General features: G+C 60.6%; 17 protein-coding genes and 1 pseudogene. 7 read left to right on the top strand and 11 right to left on the bottom strand.

All coding sequences use genetic code 11. The features are described from left to right. The first annotated feature begins 62 nt into the window (after positions 1-62). The 3 genes from RPG13_RS30780 to RPG13_RS30770 all read left to right on the top strand — a co-directional run bounded on the left by RPG13_RS30780 (position 63) and on the right by RPG13_RS30770 (position 4012). A complete protein-coding gene (locus tag RPG13_RS30780) occupies positions 63-1484 on the top strand; it encodes a type II and III secretion system protein family protein (protein ID WP_245493090.1) in 1422 nt (473 codons plus the stop codon). A gap of 9 nt (positions 1485-1493) precedes the next feature. Beyond that, positions 1494-2057 carry a CpaD family pilus assembly lipoprotein gene (locus tag RPG13_RS30775; protein WP_337126763.1) on the top strand — a complete coding sequence of 188 codons (564 nt, stop codon included), beginning with the start codon at positions 1494-1496 and terminating at the stop codon, positions 2055-2057. A gap of 83 nt (positions 2058-2140) precedes the next feature. Beyond that, the gene (locus RPG13_RS30770; RefSeq protein ID WP_337126762.1) at positions 2141-4012 is read left to right on the top strand and encodes an acyltransferase family protein; all 1872 of its coding nucleotides are present in this window, start codon (positions 2141-2143) and stop codon (positions 4010-4012) included. Positions 4013-4501: 489 nt separating this feature from the next. Here the strand turns inward: RPG13_RS30770 and RPG13_RS30765 are convergent. After that, positions 4502-5263, bottom strand: a pseudogene (locus RPG13_RS30765) (porin). Positions 5264-5947: 684 nt separating this feature from the next. On the opposite strand from RPG13_RS30765, the gene RPG13_RS30760 reads away from it, so the two are divergent. Then, the gene (locus tag RPG13_RS30760) at positions 5948-6304 is read left to right on the top strand and encodes a hypothetical protein (RefSeq protein WP_091595902.1); all 357 of its coding nucleotides are present in this window, start codon (positions 5948-5950) and stop codon (positions 6302-6304) included. A 503-nt stretch (positions 6305-6807) separates the two neighbouring features. Next, positions 6808-8136 carry an oxygen-independent coproporphyrinogen III oxidase gene (gene hemN, locus RPG13_RS30755; protein ID WP_337126761.1) on the top strand — a complete coding sequence of 443 codons (1329 nt, stop codon included), beginning with the start codon at positions 6808-6810 and terminating at the stop codon, positions 8134-8136. Between the two features lie 228 nt (positions 8137-8364). Here hemN and RPG13_RS30750 read toward each other — a convergent pair whose 3' ends face one another. From RPG13_RS30750 to RPG13_RS30705, 10 genes are all read right to left on the bottom strand, one after another. Continuing rightward, entirely contained in the window at positions 8365-10008 is a 1644-nt protein-coding gene (locus RPG13_RS30750; RefSeq protein WP_337126760.1) for an MFS transporter, read from the bottom strand. A 172-nt stretch (positions 10009-10180) separates the two neighbouring features. Continuing rightward, complete coding sequence (locus RPG13_RS30745) at positions 10181-11164, bottom strand: beta-ketoacyl-ACP synthase III (RefSeq protein WP_337126759.1); 984 nt, start codon at positions 11162-11164, stop codon at positions 10181-10183. Next, entirely contained in the window at positions 11161-12426 is a 1266-nt protein-coding gene (locus RPG13_RS30740; RefSeq protein WP_337126758.1) for an adenosylmethionine--8-amino-7-oxononanoate transaminase, read from the bottom strand. The genes RPG13_RS30745 and RPG13_RS30740 overlap by 4 nt, the downstream gene beginning before the upstream one ends. After that, on the bottom strand, positions 12426-13061 hold the full coding sequence (gene bioD / locus RPG13_RS30735) for a dethiobiotin synthase (RefSeq protein ID WP_029354884.1): 636 nt from the start codon (positions 13059-13061) through the stop codon (positions 12426-12428). The genes RPG13_RS30740 and bioD overlap by 1 nt, the downstream gene beginning before the upstream one ends. Further along, entirely contained in the window at positions 13058-14197 is a 1140-nt protein-coding gene (locus RPG13_RS30730) for an 8-amino-7-oxononanoate synthase (protein ID WP_337126757.1), read from the bottom strand. Before RPG13_RS30730 ends, bioD begins: the two co-directional genes overlap by 4 nt. Then, on the bottom strand, positions 14194-15192 hold the full coding sequence (gene bioB / locus RPG13_RS30725) for a biotin synthase BioB (protein WP_442921369.1): 999 nt from the start codon (positions 15190-15192) through the stop codon (positions 14194-14196). Before bioB ends, RPG13_RS30730 begins: the two co-directional genes overlap by 4 nt. A gap of 178 nt (positions 15193-15370) precedes the next feature. Beyond that, a complete protein-coding gene (gene nadC, locus RPG13_RS30720) occupies positions 15371-16252 on the bottom strand; it encodes a carboxylating nicotinate-nucleotide diphosphorylase (RefSeq protein WP_337126756.1) in 882 nt (293 codons plus the stop codon). A 1-nt stretch (position 16253) separates the two neighbouring features. After that, positions 16254-17795, bottom strand: coding sequence for an L-aspartate oxidase (locus RPG13_RS30715; protein ID WP_029354892.1), 1542 nt, complete (start codon positions 17793-17795; stop codon positions 16254-16256). After that, positions 17792-18766, bottom strand: coding sequence for a quinolinate synthase NadA (gene nadA / locus RPG13_RS30710; RefSeq protein WP_029354894.1), 975 nt, complete (start codon positions 18764-18766; stop codon positions 17792-17794). The genes RPG13_RS30715 and nadA overlap by 4 nt, the downstream gene beginning before the upstream one ends. 62 nt (positions 18767-18828) lie before the next feature. Next, on the bottom strand, positions 18829-19791 hold the full coding sequence (locus RPG13_RS30705; RefSeq protein ID WP_337126755.1) for an NUDIX hydrolase: 963 nt from the start codon (positions 19789-19791) through the stop codon (positions 18829-18831). A gap of 173 nt (positions 19792-19964) precedes the next feature. Here RPG13_RS30705 and panB point away from each other — a divergent pair, with 173 nt between their 5' ends. Then, positions 19965-20801 (top strand): 3-methyl-2-oxobutanoate hydroxymethyltransferase, encoded by an 837-nt coding sequence (gene panB / locus RPG13_RS30700; RefSeq protein WP_337126754.1) that lies wholly within the window; start codon positions 19965-19967, stop codon positions 20799-20801. Continuing rightward, a complete protein-coding gene (gene panC / locus RPG13_RS30695) occupies positions 20798-21706 on the top strand; it encodes a pantoate--beta-alanine ligase (RefSeq protein ID WP_337126753.1) in 909 nt (302 codons plus the stop codon). Before panB ends, panC begins: the two co-directional genes overlap by 4 nt. Positions 21707-21763 lie beyond the last annotated feature (57 nt).

Below are 21763 nucleotides of genomic sequence, written 5' to 3'. Positions count from 1 at the left end.
TCGAAAGAAGATCTATTTTGCTGATCCTTCAACATCCTTGCCATGCGCCCAATTGGCGGGCGATCGCCATCAAGGTTCCTAGACCTGCAGTGCCCCGTTACCTGGGCCATCTCCTCTGTGCGCTTATTGTGACTTTCCCACTTGGTGTCGCGGCGCAAAACAAGCAGGACAAAGGCGCGCCGCGTGCGGCTTCGAATAGCATCAACGCCACGCTGACCCTTTCCTCTTCGCTCGGGGAGACCGTTCATCTGCCCGCGCCAGCCACGACCATCTTTGTTGCTGACCCCACGATCGCGGATTTTCAGGCACCATCGAGCAAAACAATCTTCGTCTTTGGCAAGAAATCGGGGCGGACCAGCCTATTCGCCTTGGATGGCAACGGCGAGCCTCTCGCCGAATTGCGTATCGTTGTCACGCAACCGATCGGGGATTTACGCGCCATGTTGCGGGAGCAGGTCGGCGACTATCCCATCCGCGTCAACTATACGCCGCGCGGCGCAATCCTTAGCGGGACAGCGCCCGACGCAGAGGTCGCTGACACCGCAAAAAGAGTCACTGAGCAATATCTGGGCGACGGAGCGCAAGTCGTCAACAACATCAAGGTCGCTGGATCCCTGCAAGTTAACCTCAGCGTGCGCGTAGCCGAAGTCTCACGCAGCGCCATGAAGTCACTCGGCGTCAACCTGTCCGCCTTCGGTCAAATCGGCAATTTCAAAGTGGGCGTTCTAAGCGGAAGCGGTGCAAGCGCTGGGTCTGGTTCAACCCAGGGTGGCGGTACAGCAGAAATCGGATTCGACAACGGTGCCGTCAACGTCAGCGCGGTTCTCGACGCGCTCGCCAAGGAGCATATAGCTTCCGTCCTGGCTGAGCCGAACCTCACCGCTATGTCGGGTGAAAAAGCCAGCTTTCTCGCTGGCGGCGAATTTCCCATTCCTGTCCTGCAGGAAAACAGGCAGGTATCGGTTGAATTCCGTCACTTCGGCGTCAGTCTGGAATTTGTGCCGACAGTTCTCAGCAACAATCAAATCAACATTCACGTAACGCCCGAAGTCAGTGAACTGTCGACGCAAGGTGCCGTGCAAATCAACGGAATTTCCGTGCCGGCAGTTTCCACGCGCCGAGCCGATACGGTCGTCGAACTCGCCAGTGGGCAGAGCTTCGCAATCGGCGGTCTAATCAGGCGGAACGTCAACAATGATGTCAGGGCCTTTCCCTGGCTCGGAGAAATGCCGATCCTGGGACCGCTTTTTCGCTCGTCCTCGTTTCAAAAAGAGGAGTCAGAACTGGTCATTCTAGTTACGCCTTACATTGTAAGACCAGGCTCCAACCCAAACCAGATGAGCGCACCTACCGAGCGGGCGGCACCGGCTTTGAACGGAGGGGGCGCTCCGACGAATTCCGTGGCAAGTCCCCCGCGAGACCGCGCTGCTATCCGTGCGGGCGCGCCAAGCGCCCAGGGCGGTCTCGGCTTCATCATCGAATAGTGTCGTCCAATGATGTTGCGTTTTATAATCCTCTTTGTCGCTCTGGCACCAAGCGTAAGTGGCTGCACCAGCACTACGCCAGTTGATGTCGAACCATCGGCACCAATGCTTGTCCGAGAGGAGACCACCGTCCTGACGTTGCAAAGCCTGCGCGCTTCCGAACGGCAGCGTTTGCGTGTTTTCCTAGACAAGGCCAGTCGCGGCCGGTTCGATGCCCTCCACCTCCTCATCAGCGGTTCGCCCCAGCTCAGCGCAGGGGTAGCCCATCAGGCCAGGCAGTTGGCAATCGAAGCAGACAACATTCAATTGCTCGATCAACACGACGCCGGCTCAGTGCGAATTGAGGCGATTGTCTATCACGCCCGTCCGCCGGTCTGTCCCTCATATGGTGCTTTACCCAATGAAGAATCCTTCAAACAGCCGCTTGGTTGTTCGACAGGATATAACCTGGCCGTGATGGTCAATGATCCGCGCGATCTGCTCGACAATCAGGCCGTCAAGTCCGGCGATGGCGATCGTGCTTCTATACCAATTGCCACTTACAGAACATTCGGGACGGATAAAGGTGGCTGATACCGTCCCTTATCTTGGCAGCACTCCTACCGGGGATTGAAAGCTCCAATCTCGCCCTGATCTAAAATCAAAGGAACCGCTGGATGCAATATAGGCGCGATATCGAGGGCCTTAGGGCTGTTGCTGTACTTCCGGTCGTACTCTTTCATTTCGGAATTTCGGCGATCCCGGGTGGCTTTAGCGGGGTCGATATCTTCTTCGTCATCTCCGGCTACCTAATCAGCGGAAGCCTCTTGGATGACCTTGAACGCGGCCAATTTTCGATCGTCAACTTCTACTGGCGCCGTGCCCGGCGCATTCTGCCGGCTCTCGTCTTTGTGATGCTTCTCACCTGCATTGCGGCATTGTTCATTCTTCTGCCATCGGATCTGCGCGAATTCAGTCTTAGCATCATAGCTGCCTCGACTTTCTGGTCGAACGTTTTTTTCTGGAAAACGTCAAGTTACTTCTCGATCGATGCCGCGCTTCGACCACTGTTGCACACCTGGTCGCTTTCCGTAGAGGAGCAGTACTACATCTTCGCCCCAATCCTGATGTTCCTAATCTATCGCTACATCGGGAAGCGCTGGCTGACGACACTTCTTCCGATAATTCTCTGCAGCTTCGTAGGGGCGGTGATGGCGACATCGCTGGCGCCCACCGCCGGATTCTATCTGCTGCCGACCCGAATCTGGGAACTCATGTTGGGCGCCCTGCTCATGCTCAAACGCCCCCCGCCGTTGGGCAACCGATTCCTGATGGAGTCGGTGGGGTTGGCCGGATTTGGCCTTCTCGCCATCGGGTTCTTCGCGATTTCGGAGAGTGATCCGTTCCCAGGCTACAACGCCTTGTATCCATGCATCGGAACGGCCCTTCTGATCTATGTTGGCCAAAATTCCCCCTCGACGGTCGCCAGCCGCATGCTCGAAGTCCGGCCGCTGGTCTGGATTGGGCTCATCTCGTATTCTTTGTATCTTGTTCACTGGCCGCTCAATGCGTTCGCGCATTATCTTTCGTTCCAAAAACTCGATCCGTTGATGACCGGTGCGATGTTGGTGGCAAGCCTCGCATTGGCTGCATTCTCCTGGAAGTTTGTAGAGCAGCCGTTTCGACAGAAGAGGACCTTCACCGCCCCGGGGCCTATCTTCGCCTTTTCAGCGCTCGCGATCGTTGTTCTTTGTGCCGGCGGAGCGGCGGGGGCGCTCGGCAACGGCTTTCCGCAACGGTTTCCGGACTATGTCCAGCGGCGCATTTCCGTCGGGGACTGGAGGAACGGCATCTGTTTCAACGAGGGCACCAGCCGGATCGAAAGCTGGAATATGGAGGATTGCACGCGCACTCGCGGTTTTCCAACAACGGTTTTTTTGTGGGGCGACTCCTTCGCCGCGCACTATGTTTCCGGCCTGGGTGCTAACATAAATCGGTTGCAGGCGAACATCGTGGAATATACGTACGCCGGCTGCCCGCCGATACTCTCTTACTACTCTTACGCTCGTCTTGATTGTGGCCGGTTCAATCGCAAGGCCTTGGACATCATCTTGGAAGCGGACATCAAGACGGTTATCCTCAGCGGTAAATGGAGTGACTATGAGGTCAGAGGCTTCGACGGTCTTCAGCAAACAATCGATACGCTTCGTGCCCTGGGCGTGCGCGTGTTTGTCATCGGCCAGTCTCCGCAGTTCCCAACTGACGTCCGGAAAATTGCGTTCTTCGCCAAGCGCCAAAATCTGGACGATACGTCCTGGCCGATGGCGATGGACCCCGGCATCAACGAACGTGTGCGCTCATTTACCAAAGGCGCCACATTCATCGATCCGCTGAAATTCCTGTGCAGCGCAGGACGCTGCCCCTATTCCGACAGAGGAGAGTTTATGTATTTCGACTATGGTCATTTCTCTTCAGCCGGCGCCACACTGGCAATCTCGAAATACTGGCCGGCTTTTGGCAAAGACAATGCTCTTCCTAAGACGAAGTAGCGGGTCAGACGGCTGACAAGCACCAGTGCGGGTCCCTGTGATTGCTCCTGCTTCGGCAGCAGCCGCGACGATGGAGCTGTTCAGGTTTAAGGCCACCCGATAGCGACCTAGGATGGGTGCTGCCACGCGGATCGGACTAAGCGTGCAATTATCACGTAAATGTGGAGAGAATGAATGGCGCCGCGAAGGGCAATTCCAGCCATCCACAGCGACAGGCGTGTCGCGGTCCCGACATTGCAGTGGCACTTACCTGACACGGCCTCACACTGCCCTCTAAACGGCCCCGAATTTGAACTGACCACCCTGGCCGGTTCATTGGGCAGGTCAAGGGCTAGGCTGTATTACACAGGGCTCACCCCTTTCAGTCTCAAGTTGGTACGATGGGCCGTGGACGGTCGATGCAGACTTCAAGGATGGCGAAAGAAGCTCTCTATGCGTGCGTTGTCGAGGCAAGTGCCTTTGCCAGAGATGCTCGCGGCTGGAGAGATTTCAAAATGAGCGTTGGAAGCGGAGAATGCCGCCGACGCTGTTCGGCTTGCTCGTGCCCTTGACGGTGGTAGGGTCGGCAGGGCCGACGCCAAAGTTGCCGTAGTGGTCGTAATCGACCTCGGCTGTGACCGTGAAGCCAGGAACGACCATATAGACGACGTTTGCAGCCAAACCAGAATTCTTGAGCTGATCACTCGAGACCTGAAAGTTGAACGAAGTTTTCTCGTCAAACTCGTAGGTGGCGCCCGCCCAGAAAGCCCACTGGCCGTTCCAGATTTTGTACGAGCCGCGCACATGATTGGCGATTGCGCCGTTTGAGTCCTCGTTGAGACTGCCATTGGAACCGTAGCCGAACAGTCCAAACAGCGACAGCTGGTTTGTGACAGCGACGTCGACACGGATCTTGCCGGCCAAAGCTTCGTAGTTGCTGTCATAAGCCGCGACGCCGGTGATCGAGCCCCAGCCTTGCGTGTATTTCAAGCCGGCGACAACGTGCGGAATATAGCTGTCGATAGTTCGCCAGTTCTCACATCCGAGGTTCTTGCGCTGTCATACGATCGGACATCACCCAGGCCGATATCATAACGGACATAGCCCGCCGATGCGCAGGCAGGTCTCGGTGTTGGGAATATAGAAATACCCCGAGCCGAGGACGTCGCAGATCTTGATGTACTCGGCCGGTTCCCGCTCGGCGCCAGCTGCTCGAACGACGGAGGCGGCGATCAGAGCAGTTAAGCCGAGAAGACGACTCTTGATGTACATGTCTAGATCTCCATGAATGAATAAAAAGGATAGAGGCGTAAGAGCAAGCTTTTACTCTAAAGTTTGTGCGTGTTGTCTCCAATTTGTGGACGTAAAAGCGCTTGACATGGGAGGTTAGCCAGCGTAAAAGTCACATGTACTTAGAATACTGTTTTCTGCTAGGGGATTCATTATCGTTTATATGTGAAACACTCCGGTCAGACCGCTGCAGCTCTCCGAATAGAGCAGCAAGCGACATGCCAACCTGAAGCGTAGATGCGGCCGACACCAAAATTGGGCCGACGCGCCTTCGTCTCGCTGGAATCACTTTTTTTGAGGGTCACTGCGAAAAGCAATGTGCGACACGGTTCGCCATGTTCGATATGTGACAGTCTCGTTTAACAGCGACGGCTTCCCGTCTGACCGCAACGGAGGCCGCTTCATGCGCTACCGAGAAGGATTACTGCGCGCGTGCGGTCCGCAAGGGCTGCGCCAGGAACAGAGGGCGTCCACGTCCGATGTGTCGCATGGTGGCCGAAGCACCTTTTCGCCGCTGTAAGTTCGCCGTGCAGGTACATTGCGCGGCCGGTAGCGAGAAGGGAGCGCACCCTGAAACGGTTGCCTACGGCTCGCCTCGAGTAATTGGCGATGAACAGCATTCTCGAGAACTTAGTCTCGACGGAAAGAGCAACGAAAGGAAGCCGCTTGGACGAGCACGATCCGAAGGAAGAACTGATCGAGACCATTTTCCGCAACGGCACAATCACTGCCGTGGGTATCCTGCTTGCCTTTTCGCTCGGCTTCCTCACTCATTGGGCGGCGAACCCCTTGCCATGGCAACTCTACGATCTGTTCGCCGTAGTGCCGATCCTGCTCGGCATCGCACTGCAGATGAGAGCGCTGTCCATGCTGCTCGACATGAGTTCCTTGCGCCGCCCCATCTACGAACGCGCCAATCGCATTTTCATGGTCGGCCTCATCCAGACCGCGTGTGGCGTCGGGATGGCGATCTTGGTCGATCTTTTCGGGATATCGGTAGGGGGCACGCTGCCCGGCGCTTGACGACAAGCCACACCGCCGCTCATCGCTCGAGCGACGTCAAGCTGGGGAGCCTTGTGCACCCCCTAGCGGCGCCTTCCTTTCATCAAATGAGCGGACGTCAGCTTTAGAGCGTCTCGGTGGCTAAAGCCGGTATGGTTTTTCGGCCGGCAAGGAAGGCCGCTGGCTGGACCTGGATGGCGTCTGAACGAGGCTTGACAGGTGCGTTGCGACGTTTGGCGTCGGACATGAATTTCGCATTGCAAAGTTCTTCCCCAGACGCCTCAAGTACACTGCACTGGCGTCACGTACTCAAACGTTGAATGCGGCACCGCACCATCACCTCAGGCGGAACCATGGCACGCGCACTCCCCGGCGTGGTTGATACCGTCCTGTCCAACCGAGACTGCGACATCGCCGCCTCCGCCTTGAAAACGCGGAGAAAGCGGGACGCACTGACTTAGGTCAGAGACAGGACGAGCGCGCAACGAAACAATGATGGATCAGCGACGTGGGACGACAGCTCCTTGCACACCTCAATCCTGACAAAGTACCGGGACCCCCGGCCGCCTTGGTATACCATCTATCCGACTGTGCCAGACTTCTCTGCGGCGGTTGGTGCTGACGATTATGAGGAATGGCTGAGGGGCCTCCCGGCCGACGAATCGGTGTCGCTCTATTTCCACATTCCGTTTTGCCGATCCATGTGCTGGTATTGCGGCTTCCCTACCGCGGTCACCCGTCGCAACGGCCCGATCCTTAATTATTTGGCGGTACTGCGTCAGGAGATCAGTTTGGTGTCGGAGCAAGTGCGGCAAGGGCTGCCGGTGAGCGACGTGCATTTCGGCGGCGGAACGCCTCACCTTATCGGGCCAGCCGAGCACTTGGCGCTGATGGAATTTCTACGCCGCCACTTCGCTTTCAGCAAAACTGCTGCGATCGCCCTGGAGATCGATCCCCGAACGTTCACACCGGAAATGGCCGAAGCCTTGGCAGCTACCGGTGTCAACCGCGCGAGCATCGGCGTGCAGAGCTTTGATCCCGATGTGCAAAAGGCGATCAATCGGATCCAGAGTAAGGTGCAGACGGCCGCTGCCGTCGAAAATCTCCGCCGCCATGGCGTTGGCCATATCAACTTCGATCTCATCTTCGGTCTCCCGAAACAGACTCTGCAGTCCTGCATCCAGACCGCGATGGCTGCGGTCGCCATGCGCCCCAACCGGCTTGCGGTGTTCGGCTACGTGCATATTCCTTCCGTGATAAAGAATCAGCGCCTAATCGAGCAGGCAGGTCTACCGGACGGCGATGCTCGCGCCGAACAGGCTGTAGCTGTCGCCGAGACACTGGTTGGCGCCGGCTACCGGGAGATCGGGCTCGATCATTTCGCTCTGCCGGACGACGAACTCGCGCTAGCGCAGAAGACCGGGCGCCTGCGGCGTAATTCGCTGGGATACTCGGCCGATACTTGCAAAACCGTGATCGGCTTCGGCGCGTCGGCTATTGGCCGAGTCGGCGAGGGGTACGTTCAGAACGAAGTAGCACGGGATTCTTACGCCCGGCACATCGCAAGTGGTCGTCTGGCGACATCAAAGGGCCACCGTCTGACCGACGATGACCGGGTGCGCGCAGCAATCATCGAGCGGCTGATGTGCGATTTGGAGGCCGACGTGCCGACCATCTGTGCCGCCCACGAAATCGAACCAGCTCGTTTTCTCGATTCAGTTGAGCGTTTGGTGACGGTGGCTGAGGAGGGGATCGTGGACGTCGAAAACGGCTTCATCCGCGTGCGGCCGGAGCACCGCTTTGTTGTTCGCGCCGTTGCTGCTGCATTCGATGCTTTTCTCGCGAATCGATGAGTTGAGGCCGCGGCCGAAGGCGTCAGACCTTGTTTGGCGCGGGTCGGCATGGGCTCTCCCAGAAGGCTCCGCAAGCACATGCAGGGGACTTCCACTTGTCGCCGCGTTCACCATCATCTCGCCTGGGTGCGCTCGAAAGCGCACACAAAGCACGCTGCTCGGGGTGTGAGGCTGTGCTCTGCAAAGCACCGGTGATCCACCCTGTCCCTGGATAGCAGCTTGATGGCGTCATCTTGGAGGACGAGAAAAGATTGTCGAGGTACGGGTACGAGCTGCCTCAGTCGTTCGTTCAATCGAAAGCACTGTCTGCGGAGGCAGCTCTCCTTCATGCAGTGCCAGGAGATGCTGGCCGACTTCCTTATCTGCTGCGGTGAGTCGATGATTTAGGCGGAGAAAGTCCATCCAGGTGGGGGTGCGGAATGTCTCCGTCCAAAGTGACGGTGTTTGCAGATTTCGCTGGAGCGTCCAGTTTCGTGCACCGGCACGGCTCTGGACGTGTCGCCGCGTGCGCATGTAGCCCAGAAAGGCCTCGATATTTTCCTCCGATATCAAATACTCGACCTTGGCCACGATAGGGCCACTTCTGGGTTTCAGATCGAGAGCCACGTCCGGCGGATGAAAAACTGAACTTTCTTGATCCGTTTCTTCCCAGGGACGGACCGGCAACACGATCCCCGCAGCTGCAACCAGCAACAGAGCGCCCGCGGCGCCCTCCAATGCTGAGGTCAAGGAATAGTTTTGCGCGACAGAACCCCAGATCCAGCTGCCAGCAGCCATACCGCCTGCGCTCAAGGCGTAGTAAATGGAGAGCGTGCGGCCGACGACCCACCTTGGGCTTGCCAACTGCACCGACACGTCAATGCCCGTCCAGGTGATAAGCCAACCCGCTCCGCCGAGCGCCAGCGAAATGGCCGCCACAGGAACCGACGATGTCAGGGTAAGGGAGAGGCAACAGACTGCACAAGCCACAGAGGCGAAGGCCACCAGCCTGTTTTGAGACGTGACCTTCCTCAAGAAGCCGTTGCCCATGCCCGCGATGAAAGCACCCATGCCGAAGCCGGCCAATAAGATACCGTAGACAATTGGCCCACTCTTCAACTGATCCCGGACGACGAGAGGGAGCAACGCCAGAATGGAGATGCTTGCCAATCCGAAAAGAGCTGCTCGGGCGGTCGCTGCCCTGATCTCCAAAGACATCGCCGTAAAGCGCACTCCGTCATGAATTGCCGTCGTCATTCTCTCACGAGGGAGAGGCGAAGAGCGGACCTCCCATTTGGTGCGCCATATCGCGCTTATAGGCGCCAGATCACTCACCGCAGCCAAGGCGAAAGCGGCCAGCGGCCCAAAGACGGCCAGGATCACGCCCCCCAAGGCCGGACCAACGCTGCGCACAATGTTGTATCCGACGGACATAAGCGTCACTGCGGCCGGAATGTCGCGTTTGTGAAGGATATCGCCGACCGAAGCGTGCCAGGCCGGATCATTCAAGGCAAAGCCGCAGCCGGCCAGGAAACCTAACCCGAGAATCAGCCAGGGACTGACAAATCCCAGACCCACAGAAATCATCAGCGTCGTCGACGCCGATGCTATCAGGCAGTGTCCCGCAAACATCACCCACCGGCGGCTGAAGTTGTCGGCAATGGCTCCGGCGAAAACTGAGAGGAAGAACACCGGCAATGTAGATGCGGCCTGGACGAGTGCAACCATAAGGTCGGACGCAGAAATCGTTGCCATAAGCCAACTGATGGCGACCGTTTGCACTAGCCAACCCAGGCTGGAAATCTGGGTGGCCGTCCAAATTGAGCGAAACACCTTGTTTCGAAATGGAGCCAGCGTCTTTGAAACGGGCGGTTGAGGATTTTCGCTCTGCATGAGGTTTTGCTGGCCTTCGATGAGCGCTGCGATTTGAGCAAGCTGTTGGGTACTTAGACATCGCGGAGCACCGCACGGAACCAGCTCTATGGAGCTTGCCGGCGACTATTTACGTATTGAGCCATTCTCATAGTCTCATTCATGAGCAGTCCTGTGCGCAAGCGTCGCTTTACTAAATTCCCACGACAAGCGCGCCGCCGCTGAGACCCGCACCCGCTGCCGCCAAGAGGACTTTCTCGCCAGGCCGAAACGGCTGCGCCCGATGGGCGAGCGACAATGAGAGCGGGATCGTCGCGGCGGAAGAGTTGCCATATTCGGCGATCGTCTTGACGATCAAGTGATCTGCGATGCCGAGATTCCCGCCGACCGCCTCGAAAATGCGAGCATTGGCCTGATGCGGCACGAAACGATCGAGGTCTTGCGGCCTCAGTCGGGCAGCAGTGAGCGCATCTCTCGAGCAGGCGGTCATCATCTCCACGGCCTTGCTGAACACTTCACGGCCGTCAGTGATCGTCATCCGTGTCTGCTCGAGGTCGAGGTCGCCATGAAACGGGGTGTTGCTTCCGCCGGCGGGAATCTGGATCAGCCCGTAGCCCGAACCGTCGGAATCCACCGAAGCGCCAAGAATGCCCCGGTCAGTGTCGTCGCACGAGCCGATCACCACGGCGCCGGCGGCATCGGCAAACAGCACGGCGCTGGCGCGCTCGGCCGGATTGATGCGGCGGCTGAGGATGTTGGCGGCAATGACAAGGGCCGCCCTGCCGTGCAGGCGGGTGAAGCCGTCGGCGAACATCAGCGCATAGATGAAGCCGGCGCAGGCGCCGGTCAGGTCGATCGCGCCGGCGCGACCTAGTCCCAGCCGATGTGCGACCAGGGGCGCGCTTGGCGGCAGAAGATGATCGGGTGTGGAGGTAGCGAGCAACAGCAGGCCGATGTCGCCGCGGTCGATACCGGCATTGGTCAGCGCCATGTCGCCGGCGTGCGCGGCAAGGGCCGACAGCGTGTCTTCATCCGCTGCCCAGAAGCGCGACCGTATCCCGGTGCGCCGCTCGATCCAGCCGGGTTCAAGCCCGAGACGATCTTCGATTTCCGGATTCTCCACCTTGCGCGCGGGCGCATGATGGCCAAGCCCGAGAATGCGCGATGATCGGCTCATGGCTTTGAGCCGAAGCGTTCGCCGGCCTCCTCGATGGCGTCATAGAGCCCATCCAACTCGTTGCCGGTAATGCAATAGGGCGGCAGAAGGTACAGGACATTGCCGAGCGGGCGCACGAGCAGGCCGCGCTCAAGAAAAAAACCGCGCAGTTTTGGCCCGATCTCGGCCAGATAACCGGCTGAGCCGGTGCGTAGGTCGAGTGCCGCGATGGTGCCGGTTGTCCGGCAATCGGTGAAGCGAGGGTTGTCGCGAAAGCGTCGAAGCCCGGCGGCCTGTCGCTCGCTCAAGGCCGCGATCCGCTCGGCCACCGGCTCGTCGTGCCAGATCTCGACATTGGCAAGTGCCACCGCGCATGCAATCGGATTGGCGGTGTAGGAGCTCGAATGGAAAAACGTCTTCTTGCGATCCTCGGAATAGTGAGCCTGGAAGATGGCATCGGTGGCGATCGTGGCGGCCAGCGGGATGGTACCACCGGTCAGACCTTTCGAGGTGCACAGGATGTCCGGCGAGACGGACGCCTGTTCGCAGGCGAACATGGTTCCGGTGCGCCCCCAGCCGGTCATCACTTCATCGGCGATCAGCAGCGTGCCGGCGGTCTCAGTGATCCTCTTCAATTCGGTCAGAACCCAGGCCGGATACATGAGCATGCCGCCGGCGCCGAGCACGAGCGGCTCGACGATCAGCGCGGCGGCGCGCCGGTCGCGGGAGAGTGCCTCGAACCGATCCAGCGTTTCCTGCTCGCGCCCGGCGGCCGGGAAGGGGATGGTGTCGACCTCGAACAGCAAGGGCTCGTAGGCGGCGTTGAACACGCCACGGGCGCCGACGCTCATCGCCCCGATCGTGTCACCATGATAGCTGTGCTCCATGACGACGATGCGCGAACGCGGCGCGCCGATGTTGCGGAAATAGCCGAGCGCCATCTTCAGCGCGACTTCGATTGAGGTCGAGCCACTGTCGGAATAGAACACCCGGTCAAGGCCGGCGGGTGCGAGGCCGACAAGCGCCTCGGCCAGGCGCTCGGCCGGCTCGTGGGTGAAGCCCGCGAAGATGATCTGGTCGAGGCTCGACGCGGTCGTCTCGATGGCCTTCATGATGCGGGGGTGGCGGTGGCCATGAGTGACGACCCACCAGGAAGAAATCGCATCCAGGATGCGGGAGCCGTCGGCCTTGTGGAGATAGGCGCCTTCAGTCAGCACGATTTCAGGGATCGAGGGCTCTAGCGCGTGCTGCGTGAACGGATGCCAGACTCGAGACTGCGCCATCAGTCGCCTCCGGCAATCATGGCCAGGTCGAAGCCGGAAATCATTGCATCTCTCAACGTTTCACCCGTCAGCGGACCGAGGTGCGGCAGCCTGCCGAGCTGCGGCACGCCGCCGAATTCCACGATTGTCCTTTGCGTATCGGCCACCTCTTCGCCCATGAAGGCAATGCCGATGAGCGGGATGGAGCGGGCTCTCAGGGCCTCGATCGACAACAGCGTATGATTGATGGTGCCGAGCGCGGTGCGGGCGCACAGTATGACCGGCAGCCGCCATTGTTCGAATATGTCAATGAACCTTGTCTGTCGATTGAGCGGCACCATCAGCCCGCCGGCGCCTTCGATGACGAGCGGTGTCGGCAGGACCGGAAATGAAAGATCGTCGGCCTCGATCGCGACGCCGTCGATTTCGGCTGATCGATGCGGCGACAGCGGCATCGTCAGTCGATAGACTTCGGGCAGCACGCGTCCGTCGGGCAAGCCGGAAAGCCGGGCGACGACCTCGCTGTCAGTCTCCTCGTCGAGGCCCGATTGCACCGGCTTCCAGTAGAAGCCGTCGAGCAGCCCGGCAAGTCCGGCCGAAAACACTGTCTTGCCAATTCCGGTGTCTGTTCCGGTGACGACGATGCGTTTGGTCATGCTGTGGCCAACACCTCGACGAGAGCCTCGACCATGGCGGAAATGTCGGTCTCATCGACGTTGAGCGTCAGCGAAATGCGCAGGCGCGATGTGCCCTCGGGCACCGTCGGCGGACGTATGCCGCGTATGTCGAAGCCGCGTGCCTGCAGGGCCGCCGCCACCGCCATGGTGCGCCCAACGTCGCCGATGACAAATGGCTGGATCTGCGAGCCGCTGGGTACGACGCCGCAGCGCTCGGCCAATTGGCGGCCGGCGCAGGCAACGCGTTCCTGCAGCTGAGCGCGGCGCATGGGCTCGTCGGACAGAATAGTCAGCGCTTCGCCCGCCGCGACCGCCATCAGCGGCGAGGGCGCGGTGGCGTAGATGAACGGCCGGCACCGGTTGACGAGATAATCGCACAGTGTCCTCGGCCCGGTGACGAGTGCACCGGATGCGCCGAGCGCCTTGCCGCATGAGTGGAGCGTGACGATGTTGTCGCGGCCTTGGTACGCGGCGGCCAGTCCCCGGCCGTCCGGTCCCCAGACGCCGGTGGCATGCGCTTCATCGAAGACGATGAATGCCTGGTGCCGATCAGCCAGCGCGACCAGGCTCTCCATCGGCGCACGGTCGCCATCCATGCTGTAAAGGCTTTCGACGGCGATCCACACTCGCCCCATGCCGCCTTCGGCGCGCCAGCGGGTGATTGCGCCCTCGACAGCGTCGACGTCGTTGTGCGCGGCCAGCTTGAACTCGGCGCGTCCGGCCTGTGCCCCCTCATGCATGCTGGCATGGGCGAGTTCGTCGAGGACCAGCAGGTCGCCTTTCTGCAGCAGCGCGGTCAGAAGAGCGAAGTTGGCGATGTAGCCGCTGCCAAAGAACAGCGCACGGTCGCCGCCGAAGAATGCCGCGGCGTCCGCCTCCAGTTGCTCATGTTCCGGTGCGTTGCCGCGCAACAGCCGCGACCCGGTGGCGCCAACCGGCGTACCCCGCGCAATCGCCGCCGCAACCGCTTCGCCAGGTCTTTTGGAGGCGGCAAGTCCGAGATAGTCGTTCGACGAGAAGTCGAGCCCAGCGCGCGGTGCGAGCGTCCGCAACCGGTCCTTGCGCGCCAGTCCGCGCAAGGATGCGTCGTAGCGGGCAAGAATTGCCTCGTTCATTGCGTGGCGAGTTCCATCGGCTCGATGCCGAGACGCTGGAACAGAAGGCTATCCTTGTCCTCGCCGGGATTGTCCGCCGTCAGCAGCGTGTCGCCGACAAAGATCGAGTTGGCGCCGGCAAAGAAGCACAGCGCCTGCGTTTCGTCGCTCATCGCCGTCCTGCCGGCGGACAGCCTTACATAGGATTTCGGCATCATCACCCGCGCGAGCGCAACGATGCGGACGAAATCGATCGGATCGATGGCGTCGGCCGCGGCAAGCGGCGTGCCTTCGATGGGAATAAGCATGTTGATCGGCACGCTTTCCGGCGGCTCGGGCAGGTTCGCGAGCGTGACCAGCATGTCGATGCGATCGGTCTTTTCTTCTCCCATCCCGACGATGCCGCCGCAGCAGACTTTCATCCCAACCGCGCGCACGTGCCCAAGCGTTTCCAGCCGGTCGGCAAAAGTCCTGGTTGAAATAACCTCGCCATAGTAGCGCTCAGAGGTATCGATGTTGTGGTTATAGTAGTCGAGACCGGCCTGCTTCAGGCGAGCAGCTTGCTCAAGATCGAGCATGCCGAGTGTCATGCAGGTCTCCATGCCGAGCGCCTTGACGCCCTCGATCATGGCGACCACGACGTCCATGTCGCGCTCCTTGGGACTTCGCCACGCCGCGCCCATGCAATAGCGCGTTGTGCCGCCATCACGCGCCTTGGCCGCTTCGTCGATGACATGCTTGACGTCCACCAGCTTCGACGCCTTCACCCCGGTTTCGTAATGCGCAGACTGGCTGCAATAGCCGCAATCTTCGGGGCAGCCGCCGGTCTTGATGTTAAGGAGCCGCGACAGCTGCACTCGGTTTCGATCGAAGTTCTGGCGGTGGATCGTCTGAGCTAGGAACAGCAGATCGTTGAACGGCATGCCGTAGATGGCCTCGGCCTCTTTGCGGTTCCATCGCGGAGGCGTTCCATCGACCGGTTGCATGGTCTGGTTCACGTCGAACTCCGAGTTCATTCCAATCGTCATCGTCAAACCTTTTGTTGCTAGTCCGGTACGCCTTAAGGAGTCTGTCGACCGGCAAGCCCGGTCCGACTTGGCTTTGGAGCGCACTCGCTAAAAGGCGAGCTGCGGCACGTCTTCCCACCGCCTTCCTACGCATGCCGAGCTGATGTTGCTCCTCATGCCGTAATCCTCAGTTCAAATGCTTGTAGATGTTCTGGTGGCCCGGCATGTCCAGGCCGATGTCGAGGATCGGGGCGCTGTGCGTCAGCCATCCCATGGAGATGAGATCGACACCGGTCGCCGCAATCGCCGCCGCCGTTTTCGGCGTCACCCGACCGGAAGCCTCGGTGATCGTACGGCCGCTCACTATAGAAACCGCGCGGGCAAGATCCTCGACCGACATATTGTCGAGCAGCACCGCGTCAACACCAATCGCGAGCGCCGCATCGAGCTGCTTCAGCGTGTCGACCTCGACCTCGACCTTCACCATATGCCCTGCGGCGGCGCGCGCCCGCTCTATTGCTGTGCGGATATCGCCGGCGATTGCGATGTGGTTGTCCTTTATGAGCACGCCGTCATCGAGGCCGAAGCGGTGATTGGCACCGCCGCCGACGCGCACGGCGTATTTTTCCAATACCCGCAGGCCGGGCGTCGTCTTTCGCGTCGATACGATCCTCGCCTTGTGACCGCGCACGGCCTCAACCATCGCCGCTGTGGCAGTGGCAATGCCGCTCAGCCGGCATAAGAAATTGAGGGCAGTGCGTTCGGCCGTGAGCAGGCCTCGCGCGGGTCCGGACAATCTTGCAATGGTTTCCCCGGCCCCGACATCGCTGCCATCAGGGCGCCAGATCTGGATGTTGATCGCCGGTTCCACAAGCAGGAAGGCGTACGAGACCAGATCGAGCCCGGCAACGACGCCCGCCTGCCTCGATTTGAGCACCAACGTGGCAGTGCAATCATGCGGGATAACCGCATCGCTGGTCAGGTCGCCGCATCTGCCCAGGTCTTCGAGGAGCGCACCGCGCACAATCGGTTCGATCAGGGTCGGGGGGAGGGGGGAGAATGAAATCATATCAGGTGCTCCGTATGGTAGCCCGGCAATCGAGTGCGGCCGCGGCCCGCATTGCGCTGTGCAGTGTCAGCCGTGATGGGCGCGCGTCGGCATCGTGGAGCGGGAAATCGGACCGACAGTGCGCGCCTCGACTCTCTTCCCGCCCCAGGGCCGCCACGGCGATCATCAGTGAGACCAAAGCCGGACCAGAGGCAGCGACATTGTCAGCTGCGATCGGCAGCAGGGTCGCCACCGCTTCGCGCATTGCCTCGCCGTCGCGGATGATACCCAGGGCGGCGGAGACAATTGGGCGGACCGCGGAAGCGTCTGGTCGTGGAGGGACGAATGTGGAGCATCTGCGCGGTCGCCGGGTATACGACGTGCCGGCAACGCTTTCGGCAACCCAGCTCGCGGTGACCGCCGCTTCGGTGAGCGAGTTGCTGGCCAGGCGGTTGGCGCCGTGCAGGCCGGTACAGGCGACCTCACCGCAGGCCCACAATCCCTCGATGGAGCTGCGGCCGGCGCTGTCTACGGCGACGCCGCCCATGTGATAATGTGCCGCCGGGCGCACCGGGATCGGGTCGGTCGCGGGGTCGACCCCTGCGCTCCGGCACAATTCGGCGATGCCTGGAAAACGCTTGCCAAATCTCGGGCCGAGACTTTGCCGTGCATCCAGGAATACGCGGCGTCCAACGGCAAGCTGGTGCCAAATGGCGCGCGCTACGACGTCGCGAGGCGCAAGTTCACCGCCAGGTGTGTCAGCGAGGAAGCGCTCTCCTCGCTCATCGATAAGCACCGCGCCTTCGCCACGCACGGCTTCGCTCACCAGCGGCATTGGCCGGCGCGGACCGTCGAGCGCAGTTGGATGGAACTGTATGAATTCCAAGTCGGCGAGTTCCGCCCCCGCCCATGCGGCGAGCGCCAGCCCGTGACCCCATGAGCCAGCGGGGTTTGTCGTGTCGCAAAACAGCCCGCCGACGCCGCCGGTCGCCAGCACCGCGCGACGCGTGGGCAGAGCGAGCGCGCCGGCTCGTCCTGCGGCGACCACGGCGATGACCGACCCGTCCTGCACGACCAGCCGGCGGACCTCCACATTTTCGATAGTGGTGATCGAGGCTGTACGCCGAACCGCGGCGATGAGCACGCGCACCAACTCGCGACCGGTGGCGTCGCCGGCTGCATGCACAATCCGCCGTCGCGAGTGTGCCGCCTCGAGCCCAAGTCGCAACGCGCGGTCAGGGTGCTGGTCGAAGGCGACGCCGAACCTTTGGATCGTCCTAATCGCTTCGGGTGCAGCTCGGACCACTCGCCGCACCGTGGCCTCGTCGCAGAGTCCGTCGCCGGCAGCTATCGTGTCGCAAAGGTGAAAATCCGGGCCGTCGTCGCCGCCGAGACTTGCCGCAAGACCGCCCTGGGCAAGCTCACTGCAGGCTCCGGTTCCAAGCGGCGCGTTGGTCAAAAGCACGACCGGTTCCGGCGCCAGATGAAGCGCCGTCATCAGGCCGGCAATGCCGCCGCCGATGACGACCGGCGCCCCGGCGATGTCGCGAACCTCCAGGCTCATAGGGAAAGCATGCGCTCGACCGCGCGGCGGGCGGGGCCGGCAATTTCCGGATCAATCCGGACCTCATGCCGGTTCTGCTCGAGCGCGGCGCGAATGTTGGCCAGGTTGATGCGCTTCATGTGCGGGCACAGGTTGCATGGGCGAACGAACTCGACGTCGGGATGCGCGACCGCGACGTTGTCGCTCATCGAACATTCGGTCAGAAGGACGACACGCGTCGGTTTCTCCCGCTCGACATAATCCGACATCGCTGCGGTCGAGCCGGAGAACTCCGCCTCCGCGACAACGTCTGGTGGGCATTCTGGATGGGCCAGCACGATGACGCCTGGATGGGCATCGCGCAGTTCCCGAATGTCTGCTGCGGTGAAGCGCTCATGCACCTCGCAATGGCCTTTCCAGGCGATGATCTCGACGTCTGTATCGGCTGCCACGTTCCTCGCCAGATATTCGTCCGGCAGCATCAGCACACGCGCCACGCCAAGCGATTCCACCACCGCCTTCGCGTTGCCGGACGTGCAGCAGATGTCGGACTCCGCTTTTACGGCGGCCGAAGTGTTGACGTAAGTAACAACGGGGACCCCCGGATACCGCAGCCGCATTAACCGCACGTCGTCTGCCGTGATCGATTCGGCCAGCGAGCAGCCGGCGCTGAGATCCGGGATGAGCACGGTCTTGTTCGGATTGAGCAGTTTTGCCGTCTCGGCCATGAAATGAACGCCGGCAACCACGATGATGTCGGCGTCGACCGTCACCGCCTTGTGGGCCAACGCCAGGCTGTCGCCGACGATGTCTGCCACGCAATGAAAAATTTCGGGCGTCTGGTAATTGTGCGCCAGCACCACCGCATTGCGCTCACGCTTCAGCGCTAAGATGGCTTCAATATCGCCGGCGAACGCGAGCCATTCAACGGGAGGGATCACCCGCCGGACACGCTCATACAGGGACGCAGCCATAGGTAACGCCCCAGCCATTGGTGCCTCGATTATATTCGGTTTGACAATAAGGGAATATGTCTACCTTGACTATAAGTATGTCAAGCCCGCGCCAGCGGTAATTTTGTCCCGGCGATAGCCCTGTCGTCGAGAACGGCATGGCGGAAGCGATAAAGCTTCGCCGGTCGGCCGCCCGTGTCGAGGGAGGTCTCCCCAGTCTCCTCAACAAGATCATGCTGCTCGACCAGTCTCCGGAAGTTGGGCTTGTTGATGAGCCTGCCAGCCAGAGCTTCCACGGTTCGCTGCAGTTGCAGCAGCGTGAAGGAAGGCCGCATAAGCTCGAACACGACCGGCCGGTATTTGATCTTCGAACGCAGCCGCGCAATCCCGGTTGCCAGAATACGACGGTGGTCAGCGACCATTGGTTTGCCAGCCGCGGCCGCAATCGCGTCCCTGCCGCCACCGGCCTCTTCAATCAGAGCAGCTTCATAGAGCAACTCGTAGCGTTGGAGCGTGAGTTCCTCGTTCCAATGGCGGTCGTCGAAGCCGAAGGCTATCGCAGCGCGCTGCCGGCGCTCGCGTTGAGTGGTCGGCTCGCTGGCGCCGCCGGCCCACTCAATCAGGCGGGGCCGCAATCTATCGAGCAGCACAGGCGGCGTGCCGAGGCGGTGGTCCTCCCAGGGAAAATATTCGTACCAACTTTGCCAGCCGCACGCGGCCGAGTTCGTTGCCTGTTCCTTCCTGGTCAATGCGAGATAGCTGATTGAGATGACGCGCTGGTGGCGCTCAGTGCCGATGCGGTCGCGATCGGCGAAGGTGTAGAGTTGCTCGATGTATCCCAGTGCATGGCCGGTCTGCTGCTCCACCCACCCCCTCAAACCCGACTGCAGCGATCGATGCTCAAGGGCAAAAGGTCCAGAAGGGAGGGTGTCCGCATGACCGACGGTGAGGACACAGGGCTCACTGTCGTTTACGGCGACCACGACGGCAGTCAGGTCCACTTTGGCTTCGTCAGCTTTGACGGCGGCTTTGCCTTTCTTGGTTCTTGTTGTCTGAGGATCCATGTTTGCGAAAGTGCGTTGGCCCAACGGAGCGCCTTAATCGATTGAATGTAACCTTGGCAGCCAGCACGTCAACACCGTAGTACTCAAGCGCTGTTTTTAGCTCTTCGCAGTCGCACAAAAATATGTCAAACGCGACACCCGCTGTTGGTAACGTAAGGAAAGGGGGGCGTCGGTTGAGCGCGGCTGGTGAGATAAAAGGGATTACCCCTCCAGATATTCGATTGCGAAAAGGCCAGACGCCACTTGTATGCTTGACGGCCTACACCACGCCGGTCGCGAGGCTACTCGATCGCCACTGCGACATCGTTCTTGTCGGCGACAGCGTCGGCATGGTGCTGCACGGCCTGTCGTCGACGCTGGGCGTCACGCTCGACATGATGATCATGCACGGACAGGCCGTTCGCCGCGGCCTTGAACACGCGCTGATGGTCGTCGACCTGCCCTTCGGTTCCTACGAGGAAAGCCCAGAGCACGCTTTCGGCAACGCTGCGCGCGTGATGGGTGAGACCGGTTGTTCAGCGGTGAAGCTTGAGGGCGGCGAGACCATCGCGGAAACCATCCGCTTCCTTACCGCGCGCGGCGTACCTGTCATGGCCCATGTGGGGCTGACGCCGCAGGCGGTAAACACGTTCGGAGGCTATCGTGTGCAGGGCCGGGGAGCCGATGCAGAGCGGATCAGGCGCGACGCCAGGGCGGTAACCGAGGCGGGCGCCTTCTCCTTGGTGCTCGAAAAGATACCGGAGCCGCTTGCACGGCAGATAACCGCCGATATCGACATACCCACAATCGGCATCGGTGCCTCGCAAGCTTGCGACGGCCAGATTCTGGTGAGCGACGATATGCTCGGGCTCTTCACCTCATTTCGGCCGAAGTTCGTCAAACGCTATGCCGAGCTCGGTGAGCAGGCCGAGGCGGCAATCGCCGCTTACGCCACCGATGTACGGAACCGGCACTTTCCGGCGGTCGAACATCTCTATGTCAACGCCTTGAAAGCCGGAGACTTCACATGAGCGTGCCGGTCGCTCGAACCGTGAGCGAGCTGCGCGCCGTCGTTGCGCAATGGCGTCGCTCGGGTGCCACGATCGGTATTGTGCCGACCATGGGAGCCTTGCACGACGGGCATCTGAGCCTCGTGCGGAAGGCGCTTGAAAGGGCCGAGCGGGTGATCGTGACGCTGTTCGTAAACCCCAAGCAGTTCAACAGCCCCGCCGACCTGATTGCCTATCCTCGGACGGAAAGCGAAGATGCTGCCAAGCTCGCGCCGCTGGGCACGCATCTGCTCTATGTGCCGGACACAGAGGAAATGTACCCGGCGGGCTTCGCCACGGCCGTTTCAGTGTCCGGCATCAGCGAATGCCTGTGCGGCGCATTCCGGCCCGGCCATTTCAATGGCGTGGCGACAGTCGTGGCCAAGCTCTTCCTGCAGGCCGGCGCTGACTTCGCCTTTTTTGGCGAAAAGGATTTTCAGCAACTTCAGCTTGTTAGGCGCTTGGTCCGGGACCTCGACATTCCGATCACTATTGTGCCCTGTCCGACAGTCCGCGAAGCCGATGGTCTTGCGCTATCGTCGCGTAACGTGCGGCTCTCCCCAGCACAACGCGCCATTGCCCCAAAACTAGCATCGGTCCTGCTCGATACGGCCGAGCGGCTTGCACGCGGCTCTCCCATCCTGCCTGCGCTTGATGAAGCGCGTGCAACAATTCTGGCTGCCGGCTATCGCGAGCTCGAATACCTGGAGCTTCGCGGAGAAACAGACCTGCAATCGTTAGCAAGCCTTGACCGATCGGCACGCTTGCTTGCTGCGGCTTGGCTTGGCGACACGCGGCTCATCGATAACGTCGCAATATCACCCATCGGTAGTTGGTCAGGTGCGCGGAGCTCTCTCCAATCGGAAGCAGCACAGCAATTGCGGTGATGACGGCGGCGCGTCGTACGCCCTGCAGGGACAGGCCATCATTTAGAACCACGTCTC

This window comes from Mesorhizobium sp. ISC15, assembly GCF_037162615.1.
Lineage (GTDB): Bacteria > Pseudomonadota > Alphaproteobacteria > Rhizobiales > Rhizobiaceae > Mesorhizobium > Mesorhizobium mediterraneum.
Note: the sequence above shows the minus strand (reverse complement) of the source record. Positions and strands in the feature narration are given on the sequence as shown.

Coding starts and splice junctions, on each gene's coding strand:
- bioB (WP_442921369.1), bottom strand. CDS start 15,192: ATGAACTCGGAGTTCGACGTGAACCAGACCATGCAACCGGTCGATGGA.
- nadA (WP_029354894.1), bottom strand. CDS start 18,766: ATGGCTGGGGCGTTACCTATGGCTGCGTCCCTGTATGAGCGTGTCCGG.
- panC (WP_337126753.1), top strand. CDS start 20,798: ATGAGCGTGCCGGTCGCTCGAACCGTGAGCGAGCTGCGCGCCGTCGTT.
- RPG13_RS30715 (WP_029354892.1), bottom strand. CDS start 17,795: ATGAGCCTGGAGGTTCGCGACATCGCCGGGGCGCCGGTCGTCATCGGC.
- RPG13_RS30730 (WP_337126757.1), bottom strand. CDS start 14,197: ATGAACGAGGCAATTCTTGCCCGCTACGACGCATCCTTGCGCGGACTG.
- RPG13_RS30750 (WP_337126760.1), bottom strand. CDS start 10,008: ATGCAGAGCGAAAATCCTCAACCGCCCGTTTCAAAGACGCTGGCTCCA.
- RPG13_RS30770 (WP_337126762.1), top strand. CDS start 2,141: ATGCAATATAGGCGCGATATCGAGGGCCTTAGGGCTGTTGCTGTACTT.
- RPG13_RS30745 (WP_337126759.1), bottom strand. CDS start 11,164: ATGAGCCGATCATCGCGCATTCTCGGGCTTGGCCATCATGCGCCCGCG.
- bioD (WP_029354884.1), bottom strand. CDS start 13,061: ATGACCAAACGCATCGTCGTCACCGGAACAGACACCGGAATTGGCAAG.
- RPG13_RS30740 (WP_337126758.1), bottom strand. CDS start 12,426: ATGGCGCAGTCTCGAGTCTGGCATCCGTTCACGCAGCACGCGCTAGAG.
- RPG13_RS30775 (WP_337126763.1), top strand. CDS start 1,494: ATGATGTTGCGTTTTATAATCCTCTTTGTCGCTCTGGCACCAAGCGTA.
- nadC (WP_337126756.1), bottom strand. CDS start 16,252: ATGATTTCATTCTCCCCCCTCCCCCCGACCCTGATCGAACCGATTGTG.
- RPG13_RS30705 (WP_337126755.1), bottom strand. CDS start 19,791: ATGGATCCTCAGACAACAAGAACCAAGAAAGGCAAAGCCGCCGTCAAA.